We start from the raw sequence: 25,113 nt of genomic DNA, 5'->3' as shown, positions 1-25,113 counted from the left end.
GCCCATGATGTCCGCACGCCACCGCAGGATCGCCCGTCTCACGGCGCCGCTCCTGATCTCCGTGTTCCTGCTCAGCGCCTGCTCCGCGGCCGAGGAGGAGCCGACCCCTACCCCGACCGCCGCGGACGGAGCGCCGCAGATCCCCGGTGAAGAAGAAGGGGTCGTCGGAGCGACGAGCGTACCGGAGGACGTGCCGGACGCTCCGGAGGTGCGCGCCGGCACTCAGATCACGACCTGCACCACGGAGGACGACGGCGGGACGGCGGAAGGCGTGGTCGGCAATCCCACGGACGAGGATGCGACGTACGTCGTGACCGTGTTCTTCACCACCGACGCGGCCACGGTCGTCGGGTCCGGTCAGGCGACGGTGGAGGTCCCCGCCGGCGAGGAAGCCGACTGGTCTCTCACCGCGGACTTCGTGCCGCCGAGCGATCTTCGCTGCGCGCTGCGCGGGGCCGGCGCCGCGTCCTGAACCGACCGCCGTCGACGGGCGCCGCTAAGGCGCGGGGACGTAGCGCGCGAGCGGGTCGAAGGGAGGCTGCGAGGAGAGGTGCGCGACGGCGGCAGCGCCCACCGCGCAGGCCGTCTGCAGGGCCGACTGCGGCGGCAGTCCGCTCTGCAGGGCGAGCACGAGCGCGGCGCAGAAGGCGTCTCCCGCCCCCACGGTGTTGACGGCGCGGGTGGGCACGCCGTTCGCCCGTGCGATCTCCTCGCCGCCGCGGAACAGGGCAGCCCCCGCGGCGCCGTAGGTCACGGCGACGAGGGCGGCATCGGCCAGCTCCGGCATCAGCTCGCGCTCGGTCTCGTTCACGATGAACAGATCCACCCGCTGGAGCAGCGCGTCGGGAAGGGGGTGTGCGGGGGCGGCATTGACGGCGACGAACCCCTCGGCGCGGGCGACGACGCTCTCGACGACGGACATCGCGATCTCCAGTTGCAGCAGGACGGCCTCGTCCGGCCCGACGGCGACGCCCTCGAGGGAGACGAGCTCGTTCGCGCCGGGGCACACCGCGATCTGGTTCTCGGCGTCGGCACCCACGACGATGAGGGCCGTCCCGGTGGGCGCGGCGACCGTGCGCAGGTCCGCGGTGTCGACGCCGGCGTGGCCGAGCTCATCGCGCATCCAGGCGCCGTCGGCGTCGGCCCCGACGGCCCCCACCATCCGGACCCGGCCGCCCAGCTTGGCCGCCGCGACGGCCTGGTTGGCGCCCTTGCCGCCGAGATCGCGCGAGAGCCGGCCCCCGGCGACGGTCTCGCCGGCGGTCGGCAGCCGATCGACGAAGGCGGTGAGGTCGACATTGGCGCTCCCGACGACGACGAGGGAAGGGGCGAGGACAGCGTCCGGCTTGACGTTCATGAGAAAGAGTGTAAACGTTTACGCACACCCGATTGCAAAGGAGCACCCCATGCCCGTCCCCGTCCTCCTCGACTGCGACCCCGGCCACGACGACGTCTTCGCCATCTGGCTGGCGGCGGGAGACGAGCGCATCGACCTCCGCGGCGTCACGACCGTCGGCGGCAACGGCTACCTGGAACACACCACCAGGAACGCGCAGATCGCCCTCACGGTCGCGGGCGTGACCGGCGTGCCCGTGGCTGCGGGAGCCGACAAGCCGCTCCGCCGCGAGCTCACCCCCGGGGCCTGGATCCACGGGGACAACGCCCTCGGCGGACCCGTCCTCCCCGAGCCCACGGTCCCGCTCGACCCGCGGCACGCCGTCGACTTCCTCGCGGAGACCCTGAAGGCCTCCGCGGATCCGATCACGGTGATCCCCACGGGCCCGCTGACGAACATCGCCCTGCTCCTCCAGCAGCACCCGGAGGCGGCCCGCAACATCAAGGAGATCATCTGGATGGGCGGATCGACCGGACGCGGCAACGTCGGCGCCTATCCCGAGTTCAACGCCTGGGCCGACCCCGAGGCCGCGGCGGTCGTGTTCGCCTCCGGTCTGCCGCTCACCATGGTCGGCCTCAACATCTCCCACCAGGCGCTCATCACCGAAGAGGTCGTGCAGCGGATCGCGGCGGTCGGCAACCGCACGGCGGCGTTCGGCGTGGAACTGCTGCGCTTCTTCTCCGCGTCGTACGACAAGGCCGAGGGGATGCCGGAGGGACCGCTGCACGACCCCATCACCGTCGCCATCGCGATCGATCGCGCCGTCGCCACGGTGCAGCGCTGCCATGTCGACATCGAGACGGCCGGCGAGTTCACGGCAGGGGCGACGTGTGTCGACCTCCACGACATGCTCGGCAAGGAGCCGAACGCCGACGTCGCGCTGACCCTCGACGTGCCGGCCTTCTGGAACCTGGTGACGGATGCCGTCGCAGCACTCGCCTGAGGGTCACGCGCCCGGCGCGGGAGACGTCGACTCGGCCACGCGCAGGGTCGGGGCCACGCGGCGCAGGGCGTACGGGGCGTCTGGATCCTCCCTCCGCTGCACGAGAGCCTCCACCGCCTCCGCGGCGAGCTCGTCGAACGGCTGGACCACGGTCGTGAGCCGCGGCTCGCACACGTCCGCCAGCATGGTGCCGTCGAATCCCGTGATGAGGATGTCGTCGGGGACGCGCAGGCCGGCGCGCTTCAGCGCGGCGACGGCACCGGCGGCGACGAGGTCGTCGCCCGCGACGATGGCGTCCGGGAGCGGACCGCGCGCTCGCAGCTCCGTGACGGCGGACTCGCCGAAGGCGAGCAGGTATTCGCCGAACACGTTCTCCTCGACCGGCAGCGACCGCGCGCGGACGATCGCCTCGAACGCGGCGCGGCGCTCGCGGCCGACCGACGTGACGTCGTTGCCCGACACGAGGACGATGCGAGAGGCGCCGCGGGAGACCAGATGGTCGACGGCGAGCCCGATGCCATGATCGTTGTCCACCCCCACGAAGTCGGCATCCAGGTCCAGCACCCTCCGGTCCACCTGGACCAGGGGAAGGCGCTGAGCGGTATCGGCGACGGCGTCGAACGACAGCTCCGCATCGGACGGGACCACGAAGACCCCCTCGACGCGGCGCTCGACGAGCATGCGCAGACGGGCGCGCTCCCGGTCGACCTCGCCGTGCGAGTCCGCGATGACGAGGTCGAATCCCCGCCGCTGCAGATGGTCCTCGAGGCGATGGACGAGCTCACCGTAGAACGGGTTGCTGATCACCGGGACGACCACGCCGATGGTCGCGCCGGTGCCTTCGCGCAGACCGCGGCCGATGAGGTTGACCCGATAGCCGAGCTGCTCGGCCACCCGGGCCACATGCTCGGCGGTGGCTCCGGAGACGCGCTCCTTGCCGTTCAGCGCGCGGGACACCGTGGCGATCGACACCCCGGCCGCGGCTGCCACATCATGCAGCGTCACCGACGGCTTCCTCATCCGCACCTCGACTCCCGTCGGGCGCCGACACCGGCGCCTCGACTCCCAAGATAAGCCGCGCGTAAAGGATTACGCATTCCGGCGCCCCCGCACCGACACGAAGAAGTGAGAACGATATGCACACCACCGCCCTCCGGCCCCGGACGGCCGTCGCCCCCCTGATGGTCGCCCTCCTCGCGGCGTGCCTCGCGTTCCAGCTGAACGCGAGCATGCTCAGCCCGGCCCTGGTCACGATGGAGCGCGAGCTCGACGCGACGGCATCGGAGATCGCGGCGACCCAGACGGTGTTCTTCACCGCCGCCGCCCTCTTCACCCTGTTCCTCCCGCGGCTGGGCGACCTCATCGGACGGCGCCGGGTGCTCGTCGGCATGCTCGTGGTGATGGCCGTCGGCTGCGTGGTCGCGGCGCTCGCGACGAACGTCCCGATGCTCTTCGTCGGCCGCCTCATCCAGGGCGTCTCCGGTCCCGTCGTACCGCTGTGCCTGATCATGCTGCGCGCGGCCGTCGCGGACCCGAAGATGTACGGCACGCTGCTCGGCGTCGTCACGGCCGTCAACGGCGGGATCGCGGGCGGCGACGCGCTGCTCGGCGGCTACCTCGCCACGAATCACGGTTTCGCCTCGATCTTCTGGACCATGGCCGGTGTCGCGGTGGCTGCGGCGCTCGTCGTGCGCCTGCTCGCCCCGGAGACGATGGCGGAGGACCGTCCGCGCATGGACTGGTGGGGGTCCCTGCTCCTGGTCGTCTCCGTCGGGTCGATGCTCGTCGCCCTGAACGAGCTCGGGAAGCTCGCCGAGGCGGACGTGCTCCTGGTGATCGTGCTGGCTGTCGTGGCCGTGGTGTCGTTCCTCGCCTTCTGGAAGCTGGAGGGCGCGCTGCGGGACCCGCTGGTCTCGCCCGCTCAGCTGAAGCAGCGCTCCACCTGGGCGCTCTCCGCGACCTCGTTGCTGACGCTCTCCGGCATCTTCGCGGTGATGAACGGCGTGGTCCCCGCTCTGGCGCAGGACACCGGCATGGGTCTGTCCATGAGCGCCGAGGAGGTGTCGTTCTGGATCCTGATGCCGTACGCGCTCGCCGGCCTGCTGATGGGACCGCTGACCGGACGGCTCGCGGCGACCGTGGGCTACCGCGCGATGCTCCGGGTGGGACTGATCGGCACGATCGTCGTGCTCGTGCTGATGGTGGCCAACGTCGGGACGTCCTCCCGGGTCACCCTGCTGCTGCTCTCGGTCGCGGCCGGCGTCACGTACGCCGGCATCGGCAACATCATGCTGAACGGCCTCGGCGTCGTGCTGTCGCCGAAGGAGCGGCCGGGATCGCTCCCCGGGTTGAACACCGGCGCGATCAACCTCGGGGCGGGACTGAGCTTCGTCGTGATCTACGCGGCCCAGGCCTCGTTCGGCGGCAGCGGGGATGCGGCGGGCGGCTACGTCGCCGCGCTCCTCACCGGCGCCGTCGTGCTCGCAGGCGCGCTGACCTTCTCCCTCTTCATCCCGAAGCCCGTCCACGCCGAGCTGACCCGCTGAGGCGGCTCAGCTGAAGAGGATGAGCACGTAGACGGCGAAGGTCGCCAGGTGCGCGGCCCCGTGCATCGCGGTGACCCGCTTCGCCGCGAACGTCGTCACCGACAGCAGCAGGGTGACGGCGAGCATGAGGAGGTTGGCCGGCGACTCGGCGAGCACCACCTGCTGCCCGGTGAGCATGCCGATCAGGAGGACCGCCGGAATGGTCAGGCCGACCGTCGACACGAGCGCCCCGTGGCAGAGGTTGTTCACGCGCTGGGCCTCGCCGTTCAGGGCCGCGCGGATCGAGGTGATCGACTCCGGGAGGAACACGATGCCGGCGATCAGCAGCCCCGCCAGGGCGACGGGAGCGCCGAGCCGGCCGAGACCGTCGTCGAGCAGGGCCGCCATGTCGTGCGAGAGCAGCACGATGGGGACGACGGTGATGACGAGGAGGACGAGGCGGGTCAGCACCTCGACGCGGTGGGCCGCGAGCACCGCGCGGATGGGGGTCCGCGGTGCCGCGTTCGCCGCCGTGTGGGCTGGCCGCAGCCTCTCGTCCACCTCGGTGAAGTCATCGGCCTGCGCACCCATCTGCCGGAACAGGAAGAATGCGTACAGGACGAGTGTGAGCACGATGATCGGGATCTCCTGGCCGACCGTGTACGCACCGCCGTCGCCGATGAGCCCCGGAAGTCCGAACGCCAGAGCGACGAGGACCACGAGCATCGACAGGTACGCGGATGTGCCGGTGCGGTTGTGCGCCATGCCCCGATGGCGGAGTCCACCGAGGAGGAGGGCCAGGCCGATGACGAGGTTGAGGATGATCATGGAGACGGCCATGACCGAGTCGCGCGCGATGGTGGCGTGCTCGCCCGGCCCGAGCATGACCGCCGAGATGAGGATCACCTCGATGAGCACGATCGACAGGGTCAGCACCAGGGATCCGTAGGGATCGCCCAGCCGGTGGGCGAGGGCCTCGGCCTGCTTCACGACGCCGAACGCGCACACGAGGATCACGGCGACGATCGCGAGGAGGGCGACGACCAGGAGCGGTCCCGGCACGGGAGGCGCGAGCAACGGGTGCAGGGCGAGCAGGGCGACGACCGCGCCCCAGCCCAGGGCCACACGCAGCAGGTCGGTGCGGGTGATGAACGACCGGATCATGACGGACTCCTTCATGAGTCAGTCGTCGTGTGCGGGTACTGCTCCCTCGTCCGCTGCTCCGGGTGCCGGAGACACCCTCAGGATACCCGCGCTCCCGGAACAGCGGCTGAGCAGTGCAGGTCAGCTCTGGGGGGCGTCGTTCCAGGACCAGATGTCGTCGCCGCGCAGGACGGCGTCGGCTCCGCCGTCGCAGTAGATCGTCTGACCCGCCATGTGGGTGTTGACCGGGCTGGTGAGCCAGACGAGGAGCTCGGCGATGGAGGACGCCGGCTGGTGGTAGTTCAGGGGCATCGGCACGGCGGCGTCCACCATGGCCAGACCCTCGGGCGAGTCGAGCAGGCCCGCGGTCATCGCCGTGATGACGGTGCCGGGGGCGACGGCGTTCAGCGGGATGCCCGCTCCCGCCCACGCCGGGGTGATGCTCTCGCGACGGACCCAGCGCGACAGGGCGCGCTTGCTGGACGAGTAGTTGAGGAACCCGGCCTCGGGTGTCGCGGCCAGACGGTCGCCGATCTCGATCGCGCGCGCCTCGTCGCCGGCGAGGGCCGCGTCGACGAGCTCGGGCGACACCGGCTGCAGCGAGGCCATCGACGACACCACGGCGGCGCGCGGCGCATCGGCCAGGCTCAGCGTGGGCTGCAGCGCGGTCAGGAACTCGGTCACGCCGAAGAAGTTGATGGACATCGTCTTCGAGATCGGAGCCGAGATGCCGGCGCAGGCGATGACGGCGTCGATCCCGTCGTCGGCCGCCTCGACCACGGCGCTCGCCGCGGCCAGACGCCCCTCGTGGGTGGACAGATCTCCGTCGACCTCGACGCCGGCGAGGTCGACGCCGATGACGGTGTGGCCCTGAGAGCGGAGCAGCTCGGCGGTGGCGGCGCCGATGCCGGATGCGGATCCGGTGACGACATAGGTGCGGGTCATGGGGTTTCCTCCTTGATGGACACGACCGGCGGCGTGCCGGACAGTGCGGTGACGAAGCGGCCGAGCTGGCGGCGGAATCCGTCGATCTCGTCCGGCGACCAGCCTGCGACCGCATCGCCGACCATGCGATGGCCGGCCTCGACCAGGCGCGCATAGGCCGTCCGGCCCGCGTCCGTCAGGCGCACCTCGACCGTGCGTCCCGAGCGCACGGGGTCGACGACGCCCTGCGTCGCCATGCGGGCGACGAGCTTCGACGTGGTCGGCCGCGACAGTGTCGCGTGTGCGGCCAGGTCGCCGAAGCCCATCGTGCCTCCGTTCATCCCGAGCAGGTAGAGCGCGCGGATGGCGGACGGATCGAGGGCGACGTCGACGGCTTCCGCGACCTGACGTTGCAGATCGCTCTCACTCCATTCCGACACCACGCGGACGAGGGCCAGGTGGATGCCGGCGACGTCTTCGCCGGTGGTCATGTGTCCAGAGTACGCCTCAAAGTTGCCTCAGGCAACAGTTGTGATGTATCCCGCGCTCGCGGTGTCCTCCGCGAGGGTGAAGAAATGCCGATCGCCTGCCCGCCGCGCACGCCGCCACCGGCGCTGCTGCCCGTCGGCATAATCGAGCACGATCCACGCGGGTGGAGGTGTGCCCTGCGGACCGAGGACGAATGAGCACGCCCCGAGGCCGGGGGAGGCGAGTTCGGCGACGAAGCGGTCGTCGCCGGGTGCGAAGGGTGCGGTCTCGTGGAGCTCTGCCGGCTGCAGGCGGAGGACGGTGTCGGAGTGCTCCCGGACGTCGGAGCGGAGTCGACGCCTCATGCGACACCGCCTCGGCGTGCCGCCCACTCGCGGGTGTCGCGGACGCCCTGCGCATCGAGGTAGGCGCGGATCACGTCCTGGGTCAGGCGGATCTGCGCCTCCGTGCCCATCGCCGCCTGCATGACGCCGATCGCGGGCGCGGGCTTCCCGTCCACCCGCTCGAGCGCCTCCCAGACGATGTCCTCGCGGCCGCCGCGACCCAAGGAATGCGGCATCGAGGTGAACCCCGTGCGGCGATGGTCGGTGGGTCGTGTCTCTGGCATGGGGATTCCTCTCTCGGGGCGGATGGGCAGGCTCGCGCCGAGGGACGTGTGTCCCTCGCGCTGCGCACGTCGGACCGCGGGGGGTGCTCTCCCCGACTCCGGCGCACGGGCTGCGGCGGCGCGCCTCCGCAGGCGGCCCTCTGAGTGGCGTGCGGAGCGGTCTGCCTGACCGGTTGCTGTCCTCCGACCGTACCACGTTATTTTGAGTCATTCAAAAGAAGTGAGAGACGATCACGGTTCCGTACAGGGTTGCAGAGCGATTCGCTCAGGCGTTTTTCTCCCGTTCAGCGGGAAATTTGACTTCCCTGTGCTTCCGGGTATGGTCGGGGGTTACGCCAGCCAGTCACAAAGGGGAAGCGCCATGTCAGGAAAGTCCACACCGGGTCGCGCCGGAAAGAAGGCGCCGCAGCTCTCTCTCAAGGAGAAGCGGGCGGCGAAGCGCGCGAAGAACGCCCCGGACGAGTTCCTCAAGCCTCGCAAGGGCGCGAAGAGCTGAGGACTCCGGCCCGGCGGGTGCGGCGCTCGATCGTGGCACCCGCCGGTACCCGGGCGATGGGTTACCGGGGTGCCGCCGCTGTGTCAACGGGCCTGTCCTGAGCGCCGATCCGACGCACGCTGGAGTCTCCGTCACGAGAGGAGCGCGTCATGTCGAACCCGGAAGCCTTCATGTACCCGGATGAGCCGCTGCAGCCGGAGGAGCCTCTGCGACCCGAGGAGGAGGACGTCGTCGAGTCCGATGAGGAGCCTTCGCGAGAAGGCATCGCGGCACACCTCGCCGAGCGCGGAGGCGACGATCCGGACGCTCTTCAGGACGTGCCGGCCGGCGGGGCCGGAGCCGACGCCGGCGCGGGGAACGCGGCCCGCGTGGACCCTGCGTCGAAGAATCCACCGGAGCCCGCCTACGAGTCGACCCACAGCAAGGAGCCCGGCGTCGGTCCGCGGCATGAAGAGGGCTGAGCGACCGATCAGCGGAAGACCCGACTGATTCCGCTCTCGACCTGCACGAGGTGGATGAACACGAGCCCGCGCAGGAGGGGCGCGAAGGGTGACCGTAGCGCTCGCCGGATCGGCCCGCGTGGCCTGGTCTCCCATGTCAGCGTCGCCCGGAGCTGTGTGCCGCCCGCCGCCGGTTCGAGCGCGAGGGTGAGGAGGCGCGGGTTCGCGCTCGGGGCGTGGGGATGCTCGAATCGCCAGGCCACGTGTGTGGGATCCTCCGGCGCCGAACGGGTCACCCGGAGGCGATGGAATGCCGGCTTGCGCCGGAGTGGTCGTCCGTCGGGGGCCGTCGTGGGGGCGAACGCCTCCCAGGGACCGTCCTCGGGTCCCGGGAGGATGGTGGCGACGCTCTGATCCCAATCCGGGAGACGGTCGGCGGTCGAGAGCAGTGTCCAGACATCCGTCATGGCCGCCGGGATGAACATCGAGCGTGACCCGGAGATCCCGGAGATCTCCCGCCGTCGCTGCAGCGGGCGGGCTGCGGCTTCGACCTCATCCAGTTGCACCGTGATGTCGTCCGCCGTCACGGCGAGCCGGTCGAGGATGGCGGTGATCAGGCCGCTGGGCTCCTCGAGAAGGGCGCGGAGCACGGCGGCCGAGTCGCCCTGTCGGCCGCCCCCTGTGGCGGCGCGGAGCACCGCGAGGGCGCGGTCCGTCCAGTCGTAGCCCTCGGTCTCGTGGAAGACGATGCGACCGGGGCCGATCGAAGGAGCGTCCACGCCCACGGCCTGGAGCTGTCCGGCGTGCTGCGCCTCGACCGCCGTCCGGGTGGCGTCGAGATCGACGCGCGCACGCCGCAGGACCTGTCCGCCGGTGTCGGCATCGAGCGTGAGCGCGAGCAGCAGGTGCTCGATGTCGGCATCGCGGACACCCAGGCGTGACGCCTCCTCCATCGCCGCGAGCGAGAGGGTGTGCATGGTCGCAGCGGCCTGCGTGAACCGGCTCATGCGTTCCGCCGCGGAACCGGGATCGTCGGATCGATGCGACGACTGTGCTTCTTGTGCACGGCCTGCCGCGTGACCCCGAGGGCGTCGGCGACGGCCTGCCAGCTCATCCCGGCGCGGAGCGCGGCCTCCACCTGGCGCAGTTCGAGAGCGTCGGCGAGCGTCCGCAACGAGGCCACTGCGCGAAGCCCGGCACGGGGATCGGTCGTGTCCGCGGCGGCGCGGGCGATGTCGAGGGACTCCATGATGTCAACCTAGGTTGCTGGCAGCGATGCTGTCAACCCGGGTTGCTTCTAGAGCCCCTCGACGATCCGTCAGGCGGCGGAGGGGTGCAGCACGACCTTGATGCAGCCGTCCTTCTTCTCCTGGAACGTCCGGTACAGGTCCGGGGCGTCTTCCAGGGCCGCGTGGTGCGTCGTCAGATCCATCACGCCGAGCGGGTCGGACGGGTCCTCCACGAGCGGGAGGATGTCGTCGATCCAGTTCTTCACGTTGCACTGTCCCATGCGCATGCTGATCTGCTTGTCGAACAGGGTCTTCATCGGCAGGATGTCGGCGTCGCCCGCGTACACACCGCTCAGCGAGACCGTGCCCCCACGACGGACGGCGTCGATCGAGGCGTACACGGCGGCGAGACGATCGATCCCGGCCTTGTCGAGCATCTGCCGTGCCGCGGGATCGGGCAGCAGTCCGACCGCCTTCTGCAGGAACTCCACGCCGCTGTTGCCGTGTGCCTCCAGGCCCACCGCGTCCACGACCGCGTCGGCACCACGACCCTCGGTGGCATCGCGGATCTCCTCGACGGCCGTGTCCGTGAGGTCGAGCGTCTCGATGCCGTGCCGCTCCGCCATCGCGCGCCGCTCCGCCACCGGCTCGACCGCGATGACGCGGTGGCCGCGGTGCCGGGCGATCCGGCTGACGAACTGCCCGACGGGGCCGAGTCCCATCACCGCGAGCGTCCCGCCTTCGGGAAGCTGCGCGTACTCCACGCCCTGCCATGCGGTCGGCAGGATGTCGCTGAGGAAGAGGTAGCGCTCATCCGGCAGGTCCGGCCCGACCGGGATGTGGTTGTAGTCGGCCAGCGGCACGCGGAGGTACTCGGCCTGCCCGCCGGGGACCTGGCCGTAGAGCTTGGTGTAGCCGAAGAGTGCCGCGCCGCTGCCGTACTTGCGCACCTGGGTCGTCTCGCACTGCGACTGCAGCCCGCGGAGGCAGAAGAAGCACACCCCGCAGGAGATGTTGAACGGGATCACGACGCGGTCGCCGGGCTTCAGCTTCGTGACGTTCGCGCCGACCTCCACCACGACGCCCATGGGCTCGTGCCCGAGGATGTCCCCGCGGTCGAGGAACGGGCCCAGCAGTTCGTAGAGGTGCAGGTCGGATCCGCAGATGGCCGACGAGGTGATCCGGACGATGGCGTCCGCCGGCTGCTGGATGACCGGGTCGGCGACCTCCTCCACCGTCACGTTCCGCTTGCCCTGCCAGGTGAGTGCCTTCATCATGTCCTCCACGTCTCGATGTCCGTCGTCCCTCCACGCTCTCGGGCGAGCGGCAGCATGGCCACCCGGTTGACAGGTCGTGGACGACGTGCGATCCCAGGACTCAGTGGAACGGGCAGCCGCGCCCGGAACCGGCGGCACGCACCCGCCCACCCGAGGAGGGCCTGGTGGGAAGGCGGCGACGGTTCACGTCGAGTCCCTCGTCGAGCACCGTCAGCTCCGGGTCGCTCAGCACCGCGACGGCGGCGGAGAGGCCGGCGATGACGAGCTTCTCCCCGGGGCAGCGGTGTCCGGTGGCGACGTCGCCCCCGCCCTGCGGGACGAAGGTCACGAGGTCCTCGTAGTCGTCCACGTCGGTGAAGCGCTCGGGGGCGAAGCGCTCCGGGTGGGACCACGACCGCCCATCCGTGTTCGTGCCGAGGATGTCGAGCACGACCCGGCCACCCTCCGGGACGGTCACCCCCTCGATCTCGACCTCGGTGGTGGTGCGACCAGGCAGCATCGGCACGAACAGCCCCGTCCGCCGCACCTCCTGCGCGAACATCGTCGCCAGGGTCCCCCCGACCAGGGCCCCGCGCTCGGAGGTCTCGGCGGCGATCCGAGTGCGCCATTCGGGGTGATCGTGCAACTGCTTCGCGGCGAAAGCCACGAACCGCGCGGCGGCGATCATCGGGCGGATGCTGTTCTGCAGCTCCACGCCGGCGACCTGGGTGGGCAGGAGCGCCCCGGTCTCGTCGCGGTGCGCGGCCCACAGGGCGAGTGCCGTGCCCTCGGGGGCCGACAGATCGCCGGCGCGGACGGCTTCGATGAGGCGTCGCGCATGGCGGTCGGAGAAGATGCGGTTCGCGAAGGCCTCGACATAGGCGGGGGAGTAGGGAGCACCGAATCCGTCGACGATCTGCGCGAGTCGGGCTGCCCATCGGGTGTGCGCCGCGGCCGTGCCGGGCAATCCCGCCCACCGCATCATGGCGCGACCGAACGCACCGACGGCGGCGTCGTACGCGGTCCGGGTGCCGCCGGCGCGCCAGTCCTCGAGCTCCGCTGCCCACTCCCGTTCGAGGAAGGGCGTGAGCCGCTCGACCTGGGCATCCTCGTACGCGGCCTCCACGAAGGTGGCTTTGCGGTGGCGGTGCGCCGCGCCGTCGAGCGCGTGCACCGAGCCGTGCCCGAAGAGCGGTTCGCGGATGACCCCCGGCATGGCGCCGGCGCGGGCGATGCGGCTCTCGTCGTAGAACAGCTCCACCCCCTCGGCTCCGCGGACGAAGGCGGCGGGGTGCCCGAGGAGGCGCATCGGGGCGGAGCGGGCGCCGGGGCGGGCTCGGCGCCAGATGCGCTCGCCGAAGTCGTAGCCCCGGGTGAGCAGCGACGGCGAGTCCTCCTGCAGGACCGCGTCGAGGCCGTCGGACAGTCGGGAAGTCAGTCGCTGAAGCATGATCCGACCCTGTCACGTGGCCGCGAGGGGGCCCAAGGGGGAGGCGACTTCGGATCGATTGTGCTAGCCGGGCTGTCGGGTGCCGCCGATGTCAAGCACCTGTCCGACCGACGCTCGAAGCACCCAGGATGGGAGGGAACGGAGGAACCATGGCCACCAACACCCGCGACCTGACGTGCACCACTCATGACGTGTTCCGCGTGCTGGCGAACGGCTGGCTCTACCCCGCGTGGGTGGTCGGCGCGTCCCGCATGCGTGACGTGGACGACTCCTGGCCGGCGGCCGGGGCCCAGCTGCACCATTCGGTCGGCACGTGGCCCGCGCTCCTCGACGACACGACGGAGCTGGTCGAGTGGCACCCTCCGCACCGCGCCGTGATGCGGGCACGCGGCTGGCCGGTCGGCGAGGCGCAGGTGACGATCCGCGCGCGGTCGACTCCGACCGGATGCCAGGTGCGCATCGATGAGGAGCCGGTGAAGGGCCCGGCGACGATGGTGCCCCGGTTCCTGACGACGCCGATGCTCCGCTGGCGGAACGCCGAGACGCTGCACCGCCTCGGCTACCTGGCCGAGGGTCGCGCGTCCTGACCCGGGCTCATCGCCTCACGCTCCCGCCCGCATGAACTCCTCGGCGGCGCGCACCTGCTCTGCGGACGGACGGATCCCGGTGTAGAGGACGAACTGCTCGAGCGCCTGTCGCGTCGCGACCTCGGCGCCCGTGATCACCGTCTTGCCCGCGGCCCGACCGGCGGCGATGAGCGGGGTCTCGGCGGGCAGGGCGACGACGTCGAACACGACTCCAGCGGCGTCCACCGTGGACTCGGGGAAGGCGAGTGCGTCCGCCTCCGCACCCCCGGCCATGCCGATCGGGGTGACGTTCACGATCACGTCGGCGGTGGTGTCTCCGGCCTCCGCGCGCCAGGCGAAGCCGTACAGCTCGGCGAGGGCACGGCCCGCGGATGCGTTCCGGGCGACGATGGTCACGTCCGTGAAGCCGGCATCGCGGAACGCGGCCGCCGTCGCCTTCGCCATGCCGCCCGAGCCGAGGAGGAGGACCGAGGACGCGGGGTCGAGGTCGTTCTCCGCGATCAGCTGCGCGATCGCCGAGTAGTCGGTGTTGTGGGCCGTGAGCACGCCGTCATCGTTCACGATCGTGTTGACGGAATCGATGGCCTGCGCTGAGGGGTCCATGCGGTCGACGAGGGCGATGACGTCCTCTTTGTAGGGCATCGAGATGGCGCACCCGCGGATGCCGAGGCCGCGCACCCCCTCGATCGCCTGCCTCAGATCGGTCGGAGCGAAGGCCTTGTAGATCCAGTTCAGACCGAGGGCTTCGTACAGATGGTTGTGGAAGCGCGTGCCGTTGTTGCTCGGCCGTGCCGACAGCGAGATGCAGAGCGTCATGTCCTTGTTCAGCATGGTCACCGATTCAGGCTACCCCTGCGTCTGTCAAGGTCCATGGCGGGAGATCGCGTCCTCCCCTAGGGTGAAAGTGCATGCAAGGGGATCGATCGTCTACGCCTCTCCCCAGGAGGCGGAGGCCCTCCCCACGGGCCGGACGATCCGTGCATGCGATTGGGCCCTCTCGAGTAGTTCAGTCCCCAATGAACTCCTCGAGAGGGCCGCTCTCCGGCCGGTCGCCACGAAGATTTTTCAGATTTGTCCCCCAAAAGGGGGACAAGAAGCGCGTGGAGGGGTTAGGCTGTTTCTGACGCACCCTCCGGTCGTCTTCGGCCCTCATCGCTCCCCCCGCGGTGAGTGCCACACCATTTTCCGGGCGCGTCCGCTCATGCAACATTTGGATTACCTTCTCGCAACGACTATTCCGCTGGGGGTCCCCTCCACTAGCGTTAGCGATGTCGGTGCACCCCTGCGTCGGCTTCTACATCAGCAGAACAGGCAGTACATGAGCACCCAGGGCACGGTCAAGTGGTTCAACTCGGAGAAGGGCTTCGGCTTCATCTCCCCCGACGACGGAGGCGCTGACGTCTTCGCGCACTACTCCGCCATCCAGTCATCCGGCTACCGCTCTCTCGAAGAGAACCAGCGGGTCGAGTTCGATGTGGCGCAGGGCCCCAAGGGCCTGCAGGCAGAGAACATCCGCCCCGTCTGAGGCGGAAGCAACACCGGGAACTCCCCGTCGGAATCACGCGCAGGCGCTGACCCGGCGGGGAGTTTCGTCTTCCCTGGCGGCCTCGGGCCGGTCAGGGCAGGAGGAGTGCGCGCAGCTCGTCGACGGTCGCGACGCGGAACGCCGCGTCGTCGCCCTCGTGCGGGTCGCTGAATCCCCAGCCCACGAAGATCACGGGCACGCCGTTGGCGAGACCGCCCTCGACGTCATGATGCCGGTCGCCGACGAGGACCGGGCGGGAGGTGTCGGCGCCGAGTTCGCGCAGCCGTCGCAGCGCCTCGGCGACGATGTCGGTCTTGGAGGCGAGCGTGGCCTCGTCCGGCGTGGCGCCCACGGTCGTGAGGAACGACGGCCGGAGTCCGAAGTGATCGACCAGGGCGTCGACCTGGTTCTCGGGCTTCGAGCTCGCCGTCGCCTGGGGGACACCCGCCGCGTGCAGGTCGTGGATCAGCTCGGCGACCCCCGGATACGTCCGCACGTCGGTCGTGTACCCGTCGGCCTTGCCGAGGGTGCGGTAGAACGCCACGGCCTCGGTCGACTGCTCCGGCGTCATCCCCGCCTGATCCTGGAAGGACTGGAACATGGGAGGGCCGATCCAGTGCACGAGCTCGTCCCGCGTCGGCGCCGGGTGGCCGAAGTGCGTCAGGGCGATGTTCAGGCGACGCAGGATCCCGACCGAGGCGTCGACGATGGTCCCGTCGACGTCCCAGAGCACACACGAGTAAGGCGAAGAGGGCATGCCTCCAGCCTAGGGTCCCGCGAACGGGTGCCCGCCCGTCCTGCACAGGTGTGCACGAAACGGCTTTATCCACCGAACACGTAAACACCCTTCACGTCGACCTAGAGTCGTGACAGCGGCGGGATCACGGGTGAGAATGGGGGCATGTACGTGTCGGTGGAAGTCATCACGATGCTGGCGACGGCCGCGACGACTCTCGTCGCGATCATCAGCGGGTTCGGCTGGATGTTCGGTCGGATGGACACGCGGTTCGCCGCGATTGTCGCGAGGTTCGCGATCCAGGACGCGAAGTTCGACCGGATCGAGCACGAGCTCACCGAGGTGAAGATCGCGATCGCGCGGCTCGAGGGTCCGCAGCCGCGTCTGGTCTCGACGCGCTGAGGATCAGAAGAGGCGGGGGATGCCCGACTCGATGCCCTTCATGTCGTCGTAGTCGAGCACGAGGCAGCGGATTCCGCGATCCTCGGCGAGGACGCGGGCCTGCGGCTTGATCTCCTGGGCGGCGAACACGCCCTGCACCGGAGCGAGGTGGGGGTCGCGACCCAGGAGCTCGAGGTAGCGGGTGAGCTGCTCGACGCCGTCGATGTCGCCGCGGCGCTTGACCTCGACCGCGATCGCTACGCCGTCGGCGTCGCGCACCAGCAGGTCGACCGGGCCGATGGCCGTGGGGTACTCGCGACGCACCAGGGTGGCACCCTCGGCGACGCGGTCCACCTGCTCCGCGAGCAGGCGCTGCAGGTCCGCCTCGACGCCGTCCTTCTGCAGCCCGGGGTCGATCCCGAGCTCGTGGCTGGAGTCGTGGATGACCTCGTAGATCTGCACGCGGAGGGCATCGCCGGTCTTCTTGTGGGTCACGCGCCACACTTCGACGACGCCGGCGCCGGCTTCTTCCTCGCCCGGGTCCTCGGTGGCGAGCACGCACGGCGGGCTCATCCAGTTCAACGGCTTGTAGCTGCCGCCGTCGGAGTGCACGAGCAGACTCCCGTCACCCTTGTGCACGAGCAGGCGGGTGGCGAGCGGAAGATGGGCGTTGAGCCGACCGGTGTAGTCGACCGAGCAGCGGGCGATGACGAGACGCACCCGACGAGCCTACTTCGTCGTCGCCGTGGTCGCGGTCAGAAGATCGCGCCGAAGAGCCCGAGCTCGGTGGCGGCCGACCGGGCGATGAGGAAGCCGATGATGCCGATGATCCAGGCGGTGTTCTCCGCGCCCGTCCGCTCCATCCAGGCGGCGAAGCGCTCCAGCGGCCGCTGCACGAGCGGGGCCGCCACCAGTCGCAGCACGAGGAGCACGACGGCCGGGGCGATCATGAGCGCACAGTATCCGGCCAGGGACAGGATCCGCAGCGAGGTGTCGACGCCGGCGTCCGCCAGCATCGTCATCGCCACGATGTAGGGCAGCATCGTCGCGACCTCCACGAGGCCGGCGGCGATGGCGACGGCCATGACCGCGAACCCGCGCGTCTTCGGGTCGAGCAGTCGTTCCCGCCAGCGGGTGATCCGTCCGGGCCGGGGCGCGGCCGTCGCGGCGGCGGCGGACGGAGCGGGAGGTTGCATCTGCGCGCCCGATGCCGACACGGGGTCTCTGCCCGGCATGCCGGGATCCGGCGTCGCGACGGTGGCCGTGGGCTCCCCGCCCGGCGCTGCTTCGGCGGGCTTCGTCGGCATCACGAACGCCGTGACGAGGAGGGCGGCGCCGACGACGAGGCGGGTGATCATTCCCGCCGGGGAGCCCAGGAAGTCGGAGGCGACGTCGACGAGGTTCACCAGCCCCCACAGGAAGAGGAGTCCGACCACGAGATAGAACACGGCGATCGTCGCGAGATAGACGAGGATCCGCCCGGCGCGCACACGCCCGGGGTGCAGCAGCAGGAAGACCGGGATGAGCAGTGTCCCGACGCTCAGACCGTCGATGAGCGCGAGCACGGCGAGGGAGAGGGGCAGCGGCAGCCCACCGAAGAGTTCCATGCCTTTACGATCCCGACCCCTGGGCGAACGCGGATCGGGCGAAAGTCGGGGTCGTTCAGACCCCCTCATCCTTTGGTCGGATGCGACGGAGTGCGGGCCGTGGTTGCATGAGGGCATGCACGATCCGGCCGACGGAGGGCCCGCCGCCTGGTACCGGCGGCACCGATGGTGGGTGGACCCCGTCGGCATGGCCGTCCTCGCGACGATCATGGCTGCTCTCGGGTTCCACGGGATCTGGGGCCCCTTCTCGCTGCTGCCCGAGGACGTCTCGCCGTGGTGGGCGCTGGTGCTCGCCATCCCGGCCTGCGCTCTGGCCCTCGGCAAGCGTCGGCACCCGTGGACCGTGCTGGCCCTCGTCACCGTGCTCTTCGTCGCCGACCTTGTCACCGTCGGCGGCGTCGGGACGCTGGTGGTGCTGCTGGACGTGCTGTGGACGGCGGCCTTCCTCGCCGGCCCGCGTGGGCGCCGCGTGCTGCTGGTGCTGCTGGGCACGGCGACCATCGCGCTCTTCCTCGCCGCCCTGCTCTTCTCGGGGGCAGAACCACCGGTCGCGCTGCTGTTCGGCGTGCAGTTCGGAGCGATCTTCGGCACCGACTACTGGTGGGCGGTGGCGGTGTCGCAGGCGCACGAGCTGGCCGAGCTGCACCGTCAGCGGGCGGAAGACGCCGCGGCGACCGCCGCCAAAGACCGGGTGCAGGCGGTGCAGCGCGAGCGGGAGACCATGGCCAGGGAGTTGCACGACGTGGTGGCGGGGCACGTGATGGCGATGGCCATCCGGGCCGAGGCGGCGCTCGCTGCTCCGCCGGACCGGTCCGACCACCGTGCCGCGCTGCAGGCCGTGCGGGATGCCGGGCTGGACGCGCACGGAGCCCTGCGCACGATGATCGGGGTGCTGCGCCGCGGCGACGGCGCGCTCGCTCCGACGCCGGGGTGGGCCGACCTCGACCGCCTCGCCGCCGAGGCCCGGCGCTCGGGGCTGGACGTGCGGCTCGCCGTCGACGATCCGGGCGCGCTCGGCGGGGGCGGGGAGCAGGCGGTGGTGCGGGTGGTGCGCGAGGCGCTGGGAAACTGCGTCCGCCATGCCAACGGGGCGGTGGTCGAGGTCACGATCGGCCCGGCCGACGGGGCGGCCAGCGTCGCGGTGCGGTCGCGAGGCGGGGCGCCGACTGCGACCGCCGGGCAGGGCGGCGACGGGTGGGGGCTGCAGATGCTGCGGGAGCGCATCACCGCCCTGGGCGGGACGTTCCGGGCCGGACCGGAGCCCGACGGCTGGCTGGTCGAGGCACGACTGCCGGTGGAGGTGCGGGCATGACCGCGCCGACCGTGCTGCTCGCCGACGACCACGGCGCGATCAGGGCGGGCCTGCGCATCATGCTGGAGACGCACGACATCGCCGTGGTGGGCGAGGCGGCCGACGGGGAGGTCGCGGTCCGCAACGCGGCGGCGCTCCGGCCGGACGTGGTCCTCATGGACCTGCGCATGCCGGGACGTGACGGGGTCTCGGCCACCCGCGAGATCGTGGAGCGCGGACTGGGAGATGTCCTCGTGCTGACGAGCTTCGACGAGGATGAGCTCGTGCTCGCGGCGATCCGCGCCGGGGCCGTCGGCTTCCTTCTGAAGACCGTCGACGCGCCGACCCTCGTCCAGGCCGTGCGTGCTGTCGCTGCCGGAGAGGGGGCGCTGGACCCGCGGGTCACCCGGCGTGCGCTCGCCGCGGTGGCGGCGTCCGCCTCGGAGCCGCCGCCGATGACGACGTTCGTGCTCCCGGAACTGACGCCGCGGGAGCGGGACGTCCTCGACGGGATCCTGCAGGGGTGGTCGAACGCCCAGCTCGCCGCGCGCCTGAAGATCTCGGTGCCGACCGTGAAGACCCACGTGTCGAACGTGCTCACCAAGCTCGGGGCGCGTAGCCGGTCACACGCGGCCGCGTTGGTGCGCGGTGTCGAGGACTGAGGTCAGCGCTCGGTGGTCGGAACCGCTGGAGCCTTCTCCTCCGTGCGGAGCGGCCGGGCGGCGCCGGAGAACAGGCCGGAGAGCACCACGAGCGCGACGAGGATGAAGAGCAGCGAGGCGCCGATGCCCACAGGGCGGCACCCACGGGGTCTATCGCGTGGAAGCAACGTGGCGCTGAGCTATGACCACCTAAATCTGAGCGTTGGAACGGTCAGGTTCTCCCGCAGCGGCGCTCGGCTCGCTCTTGTAGCCCCTACTCACAAGGAGGACACGCCGCCAGTACGACTGGGCGAGGAACACGGGGTCGTCTCGCCGTAGGGAAGCCCCTACCATCACGTTCGTAACGAACAGCGCGAGCACGAAGATGGGCCCGATCCACACAGCCCGCGCGCCGATGATGAAGCCAGCGATGACGACAACGCTCAGGACCAGGAGCCCCGCCACCCGACCCAGCCAGCGAAACGGTCCCACCGCGGTCGACGCGAAACTGATACCCACGCTCGCTCCGAGAAGAACGGTGAGGAGATAGATGATCGGTTCGTTCACCATCAGCGGTTCTCCGTTCAACACTTGACCCTCCAGATTACGCCGGGGATCGGGGCAGCAGTGAAGAACAGACAAGTCTTGGGATTCTCCCCCTGCGCAAGATTCGCCTGCGCCACAGGAAAGACCACCTGAAACAGCTCGTCCCCGCGGACCTCGTACCGAGTGGGGACGGCACGCCCGTCCGCATCAGTAGCCCAAGGAGCCGCCACCGGGACCGCGTCATTCTGACCGTCGATGAAGATCACTTCCCCGGTATCGGATTGATAGGGCTGATACCCGTCCATCCGGTAGCCGAACTCGCGAGCACTATCCGCGCTTCCGATCACCGTTTGAACACGTGTAGACCCGTCTTCGAGCGTCTGAACGGTGACAGCATCATTCGAGCCGTCATCGGCGGCATATACGACGGTCCCGTCGGCAGCAACAACACCAGCATCAACCGGAAGCTCGTCAGGAAGCGCGATACTCGCCGCCTGCTCTCCGTCCGCGGTTGCCCTTGTCACGATGACCTCATCTTCTGATGACAGCGGCACGGAAGACTCAACATCACCAACAGTCGTCACAAGCTGACCAGCAACAACCTCGCCCGGGCTGGACAACTCCGTCGATGGCGCAGCGGCTTCGATCGTCGCAGCCACCACTTCAGCGTCATCCACTGAGTCACCCGCCCCATAGGCCGGTGAGACCATCGGCACCGCAAGCGCAGCAACCGCCGTGAGAGCGCCAACAATCCCCAGCTTCCTTCGCAACATCGCATTCCTTTCTGGCGCCAACGCGAAGGCTGGCGCGGAGCCACGGTAAGCAGCCCCCAAGGGCACTGTCTGTCCACCATTCGGGGGACAGCCTCTTGAGCCCCTGAAAGGACGCGCTTCGTCACCAATATGAAGCAGATACAGAACTGGAATACGGCCCCAACGCGGACAAGCTCGGGGCGCGTAGCCGGTCACACGCGGCCGCGTTGGTGCGCGGTGTCGGGGACTGAGGTCAGCGCTCGGTGGTCGGAACCGCCGGAGCCTTCTCCTCCGTGCGGAGCGGCCGGGCGGCGCCGGAGAACAGGCCGGAGAGCACCACGAGCGCGACGAGGATGAAGAGCGTGTTGAGCAGCCCGATGTGCTCGCTGATGACGCCGAGCACGGGAGGGCCGCCGAGGAACGCCACGTAGCCGATCGTCGCCGCCGCACTCACCCGTGCGGCGGCCTTGGCCGGGTCGTCCGCCGCCGCCGACATGCCGAGGGGGAAGCCGAGCGACGCGCCGATGCCCCACAGGGCTGCGCCGACGAGGACCAGCGGCAGTGTGGGCGCGAGGATGAACAGCAGGATTCCGGTGGCGGCCGTCGCGGCCAGGATGCGCAGCACCAGCACCCGGCCGAACCGGTCGACCAGCGGTCCACCGAAGAGGCGCACCACCGTCATCCCGACGGAGAACACCGCCAGGGCGACGGCCCCCGTTCCCTCCGCGAACCCGTGCCCCTGCTCGGTGCCCAGGGCGATCCAGTCGTTGGCCCCGCCCTCCGCGAAGGACATGCCGAGCATGACGGTTCCCAGCAGGTAGGTGCGCGGTTCGCGCCAGGCCTCGAGGGCGGTGTGCATCCGCTGACGGAACGGGGGCTTCTCGTGGTCCTCGGGGTCGAGCGCGGCCTCGCGCACCGGCACCTGGAAGAAGCAGACGACGGCGATCGCGGCGATGAGGACGCCCATCGAGACGGCGTGCGTGCCGACGTCGACCTTGAGGGCCGCGGCGAGGGCGCCGATGCCGGCGCCGAGCACGGTGCCGAAGCTGAAGAACGCGTGGAAGACCGGCAGGATGGTGCGGCCCATCTGCTGTTCGATGGCGGTGGCCTCGACGTTCATCATCACGTCGACGCAGCCGTTGCCGAAACCGAAGAGCACCATGCCGATGAGCACGACAGGCACCGACCCGAAGACGGTGGCGCCGAGGCCGACGAGCGCGATGCCGGTCGCGAACGTGAGCATCGCCAGGAGCATGCCGCGTCGCGCGCCGGTCCGCGCCATCACCGCGGGGCTGGTGGAGATGCCGAGGATGGACGCGACGCCCATGCCGAGCAGGATGAGGCCGACCTGCGCGTTGTCGAGGTCGAGCGCCTCCTTGATCCCCGGCACGCGGGAGGCCCAGGTCGCGATCGAGAGGCCGCTGGCGAGGAAGATGGCGAAGATCGCGGTGCGCCAGCGCACGAACTGCGAGCGGGTGAGGGCGGTGTCCATGGCGGACAGCCTATCGAATCGATTCGACCTTCGATGACGGAACCGGGCTATCCTCGGAGTATGACCAGGGAGACGCCGCGACGGCCCACGATCGCCGATGTGGCTCGCGAGGCGGGGGTCGCCACCTCGACCGCGTCCGTCGTCTTCAGCGGCAAGGCCAAGGTCGCACCCGCCACCCGGGACCGGGTGCTCGCCGCCGCGACCGACCTCGGCTACACCGGCCCCGATCCCCGCGCCGCCTCCCTCCGGCGGGGGCGCAGCGGCATCGTGGCGGTGGTCCTGGAGGGACATCTGCGCGCGGCGTTCCTCGATCCGGTCACGACCGCGATGATGGACGGCCTCACCGACGGCCTGGCCGACCTCAGCGCCGGGATCCTCCTCATGCGCGACGAGCCGGGCGAGGACGGCTCTGCCATAGCGAGCGCTCCCGTCGACGCCGTGGTGCTCATCGGATGCTCCGGGCGCACCCGCGCGTCCCTGGAGATCGTGCTCGGACGCGGTCTCCCGGTCGTCGTCATCGAGGGCGATGCGGGGCTCGATGTGCCGCGCATCACGCTGGACAACGTCGCCGCCTCCGCGGACATCGCCCGTCACGTGCGCGACCTCGGTCATCAGGACGTCGCGCTCGTCACCCTCTCGCTGGACGCGGAGCGCGAGCGCACCCTCATCACTCCGGAGCGGTTGGCGAACGCGACCGTCGACGTGACGGTCGACCGTCTCGCCGGGATGCGTGAGATCTTCCCCGACGCCCCGGCGATCTCGGCCTCCGGAAGCCTCATCGACGAGGGCATCCTCGTCGGGCGGATGCTGCTGGCCGATCCCGCCACCCGGCCGACCGCCGTGCTCGCGCAGAGCGACCTGCTCGCCGTCGGTGTGATCCGCGCCGCGGAGGAGCTCGGACTCCGTGTCCCCGAAGACCTCTCGGTCGCCGGGTTCGACGGGATCCCGCTCGACGGCCTCGGCGATCTCACCCTCACCACGAGCGTGCAGCCCGCGGTGGAGAAGGGCAGGGCCGCCGGGGAGCAGGTCGCCCGGATGCTGCGCGGGGAGCCGGGCGTGACCCAGGACCTGCACTGCGTGTTCCGCGCCGGCACGACGACCGCACCGCCCCCCTCGCGCTGACAGCGCGCACCGGTCACGAACGCGCGGGCCCGAGGGGAAGCGTCGCCGGCGCGTAGTCGAGGATGCGGTACCGCCCGCACTCGACGAGGGCGGTGGGCTCCGCGGTGGTCCGCAGGTTCCACGGCACGGTCTGCGTGTCCTCGACGAGGAACGACACCGCACCCACGGCGAAGTCCCGACGATCGACGAGCCAGGCGTAGCCGTGCAGCTCGTGGTCGACCTGCACGAGCCGGGCGGGATCCGACGCGTGCAGCTTGGGCAGTCGGATCGTCCAGAACTGTCCCGCACCGGTGCGCCCCGACGCGTCCACCCAGTCGGTCACGCAGGCGAGATCGCGGTCGGGCGCGCTCGCCGCCTGCACGATGCGCGGCACGGCCGCCGCGCTGCCGACGAGGAGGGCGATGGCGACGACGGTGGGGACGACGCGAGTCACCGCGGCTCGCGGCATCCGGACGCGCGGGAGTGCGACGAGGGCGAGGATCGGGGCGAACACGAGCGGCTGCAGGTACCGGGCCGCGTGGGTTCCCGCCGCGATGCCGCCGACGATCACGAAGAGCGGGAGGACCCAGGCTGCCATCGCCACGAGGCGGATGCCGCTGTCCGACGCGTGCGCCGTCCGCACGACCGCGAGCACCGTCAGCGTCAGGATGACGACCGCGGCCAGCACGCCGCCGGGGGTGGACAGGCGCTCGATCGCGAGTCCCGCGTAGTACTCGACGGCGTGGGCCCACTCCGAGGGCTGCACGTAGCCCGCGCCGGAGTTCGCGATCCATGCCGAGAACGGAATGCGACCGAGGAAGCCCAGAGCGCTGCCCCCGACCAGGGCCCCGATCAGGGCCGGCGCGTGACGCCGGACTGGGGGCGCAGCGAGGGAGACAGCGCCGAGGATCAGGGAGAGCGGCACCGTGGCCCATGCGGCGAACAGCGGATTGCTCATGGTCGCGACCGCCGCGACCGCACCGAGGGCGATCGCCGGCGTCACGCCTCCAGAGGTGTCGTCGACGACGCGCCGACACAGAGCCACGGCGAGGAGCACGCCCACGACCGTGGCCGAGTAGTACGTGGTCGTCAGCATCAGCGACGCGAGCTCGAGCGCGTCGCGCGACGTCGACGACTCGGTGAGGATGAGGAGACAGAACGTCGCGAGGGCCGCGACCGACCAGGCGACCGGTGCCCGACCCTCGACGCGCCGACCGGCGGCGAGGCGGATCGCCCCGTAGAGCGCGAGCACGTTCACCACCGCGTTGGCCGCCAGCACGCCGTCCACGTCGAAGGGCAGCACGGCGTCGAGGGCCGTGAACACCGCGATCTCAGGAAGGAAGAGCACACTGGACATCGCCCAGTCGCCCCCGCCGCCGTCCAGGATCGATCGGGCGACCAGAGCCACGATCAGCGAGTCCCCGTCGTCGAACATCAGCGTCGACCGGGGTGACGACGCCAGGTATCCGACGACGATCAGCGCGAGTCCCAGCGCGGCCGCCCACCCCGCCAGCTCCCGCCCCCGGACCCGCCGCATACGACCACTCTGACACGCG

Annotated in this window: 31 protein-coding genes; 11 read left to right on the top strand and 20 right to left on the bottom strand. The window is 70.5% G+C overall.

Going from position 1 to position 25,113, the window contains the following annotated elements:
- Positions 1–4: 4 nt before the first annotated feature.
- A complete protein-coding gene (locus AB0N68_RS06015) occupies positions 5–472 on the top strand; it encodes a YdgH/BhsA/McbA family protein (RefSeq protein WP_187662810.1) in 468 nt (155 codons plus the stop codon).
- Positions 473–496: 24 nt separating this feature from the next.
- On the opposite strand, the gene AB0N68_RS06010 is transcribed toward AB0N68_RS06015, so the two are convergent.
- The gene (locus tag AB0N68_RS06010; RefSeq protein WP_268777595.1) at positions 497–1,357 is read right to left on the bottom strand and encodes a ribokinase; all 861 of its coding nucleotides are present in this window, start codon (positions 1,355–1,357) and stop codon (positions 497–499) included.
- A 49-nt stretch (positions 1,358–1,406) separates the two neighbouring features.
- Here AB0N68_RS06010 and AB0N68_RS06005 point away from each other — a divergent pair, with 49 nt between their 5' ends.
- On the top strand, positions 1,407–2,339 hold the full coding sequence (locus AB0N68_RS06005) for a nucleoside hydrolase (protein ID WP_259954165.1): 933 nt from the start codon (positions 1,407–1,409) through the stop codon (positions 2,337–2,339).
- A 3-nt stretch (positions 2,340–2,342) separates the two neighbouring features.
- On the opposite strand, the gene AB0N68_RS06000 is transcribed toward AB0N68_RS06005, so the two are convergent.
- On the bottom strand, positions 2,343–3,344 hold the full coding sequence (locus AB0N68_RS06000; RefSeq protein ID WP_259954164.1) for a LacI family DNA-binding transcriptional regulator: 1,002 nt from the start codon (positions 3,342–3,344) through the stop codon (positions 2,343–2,345).
- 131 nt (positions 3,345–3,475) lie between these two features.
- Here AB0N68_RS06000 and uriT point away from each other — a divergent pair, with 131 nt between their 5' ends.
- Entirely contained in the window at positions 3,476–4,885 is a 1,410-nt protein-coding gene (uriT, locus tag AB0N68_RS05995) for a uridine transporter UriT (RefSeq protein WP_280568246.1), read from the top strand.
- Between the two features lie 6 nt (positions 4,886–4,891).
- Here the strand turns inward: uriT and AB0N68_RS05990 are convergent, their stop codons facing one another.
- The 5 genes from AB0N68_RS05990 to AB0N68_RS05970 all read right to left on the bottom strand — a co-directional run bounded on the left by AB0N68_RS05990 (position 4,892) and on the right by AB0N68_RS05970 (position 8,027).
- Entirely contained in the window at positions 4,892–6,028 is a 1,137-nt protein-coding gene (locus AB0N68_RS05990; protein WP_280568243.1) for a calcium:cation antiporter, read from the bottom strand.
- A gap of 120 nt (positions 6,029–6,148) precedes the next feature.
- A complete protein-coding gene (locus AB0N68_RS05985) occupies positions 6,149–6,952 on the bottom strand; it encodes an SDR family oxidoreductase (RefSeq protein WP_268777591.1) in 804 nt (267 codons plus the stop codon).
- Positions 6,949–7,422: a MarR family winged helix-turn-helix transcriptional regulator gene (locus AB0N68_RS05980; RefSeq protein ID WP_280568240.1), complete on the bottom strand. Its 474-nt coding sequence runs from the start codon at positions 7,420–7,422 to the stop codon at positions 6,949–6,951. The genes AB0N68_RS05985 and AB0N68_RS05980 overlap by 4 nt, the downstream gene beginning before the upstream one ends.
- Before the next feature lie 27 nt (positions 7,423–7,449).
- Entirely contained in the window at positions 7,450–7,764 is a 315-nt protein-coding gene (locus AB0N68_RS05975) for a hypothetical protein (RefSeq protein WP_187662818.1), read from the bottom strand.
- A complete protein-coding gene (locus tag AB0N68_RS05970) occupies positions 7,761–8,027 on the bottom strand; it encodes a hypothetical protein (protein WP_187662819.1) in 267 nt (88 codons plus the stop codon). The genes AB0N68_RS05975 and AB0N68_RS05970 overlap by 4 nt, the downstream gene beginning before the upstream one ends.
- A gap of 361 nt (positions 8,028–8,388) precedes the next feature.
- On the opposite strand from AB0N68_RS05970, the gene AB0N68_RS05965 reads away from it, so the two are divergent.
- Positions 8,389–8,523: a hypothetical protein gene (locus AB0N68_RS05965; protein WP_255218720.1), complete on the top strand. Its 135-nt coding sequence runs from the start codon at positions 8,389–8,391 to the stop codon at positions 8,521–8,523.
- 149 nt (positions 8,524–8,672) lie between these two features.
- The gene (locus tag AB0N68_RS05960) at positions 8,673–8,984 is read left to right on the top strand and encodes a hypothetical protein (protein ID WP_187662820.1); all 312 of its coding nucleotides are present in this window, start codon (positions 8,673–8,675) and stop codon (positions 8,982–8,984) included.
- An 8-nt stretch (positions 8,985–8,992) separates the two neighbouring features.
- On the opposite strand, the gene AB0N68_RS05955 is transcribed toward AB0N68_RS05960, so the two are convergent.
- From AB0N68_RS05955 to AB0N68_RS05940, 4 genes are all read right to left on the bottom strand, one after another.
- The gene (locus tag AB0N68_RS05955; protein WP_280568232.1) at positions 8,993–9,970 is read right to left on the bottom strand and encodes an SRPBCC family protein; all 978 of its coding nucleotides are present in this window, start codon (positions 9,968–9,970) and stop codon (positions 8,993–8,995) included.
- On the bottom strand, positions 9,967–10,212 hold the full coding sequence (locus AB0N68_RS05950) for a hypothetical protein (protein WP_187662822.1): 246 nt from the start codon (positions 10,210–10,212) through the stop codon (positions 9,967–9,969). The genes AB0N68_RS05955 and AB0N68_RS05950 overlap by 4 nt, the downstream gene beginning before the upstream one ends.
- 69 nt (positions 10,213–10,281) lie before the next feature.
- A complete protein-coding gene (locus tag AB0N68_RS05945; protein WP_268777599.1) occupies positions 10,282–11,466 on the bottom strand; it encodes a zinc-dependent alcohol dehydrogenase in 1,185 nt (394 codons plus the stop codon).
- Positions 11,467–11,569: 103 nt separating this feature from the next.
- Positions 11,570–12,898 (bottom strand): cytochrome P450, encoded by a 1,329-nt coding sequence (locus tag AB0N68_RS05940; protein ID WP_280568229.1) that lies wholly within the window; start codon positions 12,896–12,898, stop codon positions 11,570–11,572.
- A gap of 149 nt (positions 12,899–13,047) precedes the next feature.
- On the opposite strand from AB0N68_RS05940, the gene AB0N68_RS05935 reads away from it, so the two are divergent.
- Positions 13,048–13,485: an SRPBCC family protein gene (locus tag AB0N68_RS05935; RefSeq protein WP_187662824.1), complete on the top strand. Its 438-nt coding sequence runs from the start codon at positions 13,048–13,050 to the stop codon at positions 13,483–13,485.
- 15 nt (positions 13,486–13,500) lie between these two features.
- Here the strand turns inward: AB0N68_RS05935 and AB0N68_RS05930 are convergent, their stop codons facing one another.
- Positions 13,501–14,322, bottom strand: coding sequence for a shikimate 5-dehydrogenase (locus AB0N68_RS05930; RefSeq protein WP_187662825.1), 822 nt, complete (start codon positions 14,320–14,322; stop codon positions 13,501–13,503).
- Positions 14,323–14,803: 481 nt separating this feature from the next.
- Here AB0N68_RS05930 and AB0N68_RS05925 point away from each other — a divergent pair, with 481 nt between their 5' ends.
- On the top strand, positions 14,804–15,010 hold the full coding sequence (locus AB0N68_RS05925; protein ID WP_017203899.1) for a cold-shock protein: 207 nt from the start codon (positions 14,804–14,806) through the stop codon (positions 15,008–15,010).
- Between the two features lie 91 nt (positions 15,011–15,101).
- Here the strand turns inward: AB0N68_RS05925 and AB0N68_RS05920 are convergent, their stop codons facing one another.
- Complete coding sequence (locus AB0N68_RS05920) at positions 15,102–15,767, bottom strand: HAD hydrolase-like protein (protein WP_280568226.1); 666 nt, start codon at positions 15,765–15,767, stop codon at positions 15,102–15,104.
- A gap of 144 nt (positions 15,768–15,911) precedes the next feature.
- Here AB0N68_RS05920 and AB0N68_RS05915 point away from each other — a divergent pair, with 144 nt between their 5' ends.
- The gene (locus AB0N68_RS05915; RefSeq protein ID WP_280568225.1) at positions 15,912–16,148 is read left to right on the top strand and encodes a response regulator; all 237 of its coding nucleotides are present in this window, start codon (positions 15,912–15,914) and stop codon (positions 16,146–16,148) included.
- A gap of 3 nt (positions 16,149–16,151) precedes the next feature.
- On the opposite strand, the gene nucS is transcribed toward AB0N68_RS05915, so the two are convergent.
- Both nucS and AB0N68_RS05905 read right to left on the bottom strand, forming a co-directional pair.
- Positions 16,152–16,847, bottom strand: coding sequence for an endonuclease NucS (gene nucS / locus AB0N68_RS05910; protein WP_187662827.1), 696 nt, complete (start codon positions 16,845–16,847; stop codon positions 16,152–16,154).
- A 35-nt stretch (positions 16,848–16,882) separates the two neighbouring features.
- Complete coding sequence (locus AB0N68_RS05905) at positions 16,883–17,734, bottom strand: GAP family protein (RefSeq protein WP_280568222.1); 852 nt, start codon at positions 17,732–17,734, stop codon at positions 16,883–16,885.
- Between the two features lie 115 nt (positions 17,735–17,849).
- On the opposite strand from AB0N68_RS05905, the gene AB0N68_RS05900 reads away from it, so the two are divergent.
- Positions 17,850–19,046: a sensor histidine kinase gene (locus AB0N68_RS05900; protein WP_259954144.1), complete on the top strand. Its 1,197-nt coding sequence runs from the start codon at positions 17,850–17,852 to the stop codon at positions 19,044–19,046.
- The gene (locus AB0N68_RS05895) at positions 19,043–19,687 is read left to right on the top strand and encodes a response regulator (RefSeq protein WP_187662830.1); all 645 of its coding nucleotides are present in this window, start codon (positions 19,043–19,045) and stop codon (positions 19,685–19,687) included. The genes AB0N68_RS05900 and AB0N68_RS05895 overlap by 4 nt, the downstream gene beginning before the upstream one ends.
- A gap of 2 nt (positions 19,688–19,689) precedes the next feature.
- On the opposite strand, the gene AB0N68_RS05890 is transcribed toward AB0N68_RS05895, so the two are convergent.
- The 4 genes from AB0N68_RS05890 to AB0N68_RS05875 all read right to left on the bottom strand — a co-directional run bounded on the left by AB0N68_RS05890 (position 19,690) and on the right by AB0N68_RS05875 (position 22,456).
- Positions 19,690–19,818, bottom strand: a complete 129-nt coding sequence (locus tag AB0N68_RS05890; protein WP_269474808.1) for a hypothetical protein — start codon at positions 19,816–19,818, stop codon at positions 19,690–19,692.
- A 58-nt stretch (positions 19,819–19,876) separates the two neighbouring features.
- Positions 19,877–20,236, bottom strand: coding sequence for a hypothetical protein (locus AB0N68_RS05885; RefSeq protein WP_280565835.1), 360 nt, complete (start codon positions 20,234–20,236; stop codon positions 19,877–19,879).
- A 14-nt stretch (positions 20,237–20,250) separates the two neighbouring features.
- Positions 20,251–20,889, bottom strand: coding sequence for a hypothetical protein (locus tag AB0N68_RS05880; protein ID WP_280565836.1), 639 nt, complete (start codon positions 20,887–20,889; stop codon positions 20,251–20,253).
- A 328-nt stretch (positions 20,890–21,217) separates the two neighbouring features.
- Complete coding sequence (locus AB0N68_RS05875) at positions 21,218–22,456, bottom strand: MFS transporter (protein ID WP_259954142.1); 1,239 nt, start codon at positions 22,454–22,456, stop codon at positions 21,218–21,220.
- A gap of 60 nt (positions 22,457–22,516) precedes the next feature.
- Between AB0N68_RS05875 and AB0N68_RS05870 the strand changes: the two genes are divergently transcribed.
- Positions 22,517–23,578, top strand: a complete 1,062-nt coding sequence (locus AB0N68_RS05870) for a LacI family DNA-binding transcriptional regulator (protein WP_259954141.1) — start codon at positions 22,517–22,519, stop codon at positions 23,576–23,578.
- Positions 23,579–23,591: 13 nt separating this feature from the next.
- Here AB0N68_RS05870 and AB0N68_RS05865 read toward each other — a convergent pair whose 3' ends face one another.
- A complete protein-coding gene (locus AB0N68_RS05865; protein ID WP_292797093.1) occupies positions 23,592–25,094 on the bottom strand; it encodes a hypothetical protein in 1,503 nt (500 codons plus the stop codon).
- Positions 25,095–25,113 lie beyond the last annotated feature (19 nt).

This window comes from Microbacterium meiriae (assembly GCF_040685015.1).
GTDB lineage: Bacteria > Actinomycetota > Actinomycetes > Actinomycetales > Microbacteriaceae > Microbacterium > Microbacterium meiriae.
This window is presented reverse-complemented; position numbering and strand designations above follow the sequence as displayed.

Coding starts and splice junctions, on each gene's coding strand:
- uriT (WP_280568246.1), top strand. CDS start 3,476: ATGCACACCACCGCCCTCCGGCCCCGGACGGCCGTCGCCCCCCTGATG.
- AB0N68_RS06010 (WP_268777595.1), bottom strand. CDS start 1,357: ATGAACGTCAAGCCGGACGCTGTCCTCGCCCCTTCCCTCGTCGTCGTC.
- AB0N68_RS06015 (WP_187662810.1), top strand. CDS start 5: ATGATGTCCGCACGCCACCGCAGGATCGCCCGTCTCACGGCGCCGCTC.
- AB0N68_RS05935 (WP_187662824.1), top strand. CDS start 13,048: ATGGCCACCAACACCCGCGACCTGACGTGCACCACTCATGACGTGTTC.
- AB0N68_RS05955 (WP_280568232.1), bottom strand. CDS start 9,970: ATGAGCCGGTTCACGCAGGCCGCTGCGACCATGCACACCCTCTCGCTC.
- AB0N68_RS05895 (WP_187662830.1), top strand. CDS start 19,043: ATGACCGCGCCGACCGTGCTGCTCGCCGACGACCACGGCGCGATCAGG.
- AB0N68_RS05985 (WP_268777591.1), bottom strand. CDS start 6,952: ATGACCCGCACCTATGTCGTCACCGGATCCGCATCCGGCATCGGCGCC.
- AB0N68_RS05920 (WP_280568226.1), bottom strand. CDS start 15,767: ATGCCCTCTTCGCCTTACTCGTGTGTGCTCTGGGACGTCGACGGGACC.
- AB0N68_RS05900 (WP_259954144.1), top strand. CDS start 17,850: ATGCACGATCCGGCCGACGGAGGGCCCGCCGCCTGGTACCGGCGGCAC.
- AB0N68_RS05940 (WP_280568229.1), bottom strand. CDS start 12,898: ATGCTTCAGCGACTGACTTCCCGACTGTCCGACGGCCTCGACGCGGTC.
- AB0N68_RS05875 (WP_259954142.1), bottom strand. CDS start 22,456: ATGGACACCGCCCTCACCCGCTCGCAGTTCGTGCGCTGGCGCACCGCG.
- AB0N68_RS05945 (WP_268777599.1), bottom strand. CDS start 11,466: ATGAAGGCACTCACCTGGCAGGGCAAGCGGAACGTGACGGTGGAGGAG.
- AB0N68_RS06005 (WP_259954165.1), top strand. CDS start 1,407: ATGCCCGTCCCCGTCCTCCTCGACTGCGACCCCGGCCACGACGACGTC.
- AB0N68_RS05865 (WP_292797093.1), bottom strand. CDS start 25,094: ATGCGGCGGGTCCGGGGGCGGGAGCTGGCGGGGTGGGCGGCCGCGCTG.
- AB0N68_RS05915 (WP_280568225.1), top strand. CDS start 15,912: ATGTACGTGTCGGTGGAAGTCATCACGATGCTGGCGACGGCCGCGACG.
- AB0N68_RS05975 (WP_187662818.1), bottom strand. CDS start 7,764: ATGAGGCGTCGACTCCGCTCCGACGTCCGGGAGCACTCCGACACCGTC.
- AB0N68_RS05905 (WP_280568222.1), bottom strand. CDS start 17,734: ATGGAACTCTTCGGTGGGCTGCCGCTGCCCCTCTCCCTCGCCGTGCTC.
- AB0N68_RS05980 (WP_280568240.1), bottom strand. CDS start 7,422: ATGACCACCGGCGAAGACGTCGCCGGCATCCACCTGGCCCTCGTCCGC.
- AB0N68_RS05970 (WP_187662819.1), bottom strand. CDS start 8,027: ATGCCAGAGACACGACCCACCGACCATCGCCGCACGGGGTTCACCTCG.
- AB0N68_RS05960 (WP_187662820.1), top strand. CDS start 8,673: ATGTCGAACCCGGAAGCCTTCATGTACCCGGATGAGCCGCTGCAGCCG.
- AB0N68_RS05950 (WP_187662822.1), bottom strand. CDS start 10,212: ATGGAGTCCCTCGACATCGCCCGCGCCGCCGCGGACACGACCGATCCC.
- AB0N68_RS05870 (WP_259954141.1), top strand. CDS start 22,517: ATGACCAGGGAGACGCCGCGACGGCCCACGATCGCCGATGTGGCTCGC.
- AB0N68_RS05925 (WP_017203899.1), top strand. CDS start 14,804: ATGAGCACCCAGGGCACGGTCAAGTGGTTCAACTCGGAGAAGGGCTTC.
- AB0N68_RS05990 (WP_280568243.1), bottom strand. CDS start 6,028: ATGATCCGGTCGTTCATCACCCGCACCGACCTGCTGCGTGTGGCCCTG.
- AB0N68_RS05965 (WP_255218720.1), top strand. CDS start 8,389: ATGTCAGGAAAGTCCACACCGGGTCGCGCCGGAAAGAAGGCGCCGCAG.
- AB0N68_RS05885 (WP_280565835.1), bottom strand. CDS start 20,236: ATGGTGAACGAACCGATCATCTATCTCCTCACCGTTCTTCTCGGAGCG.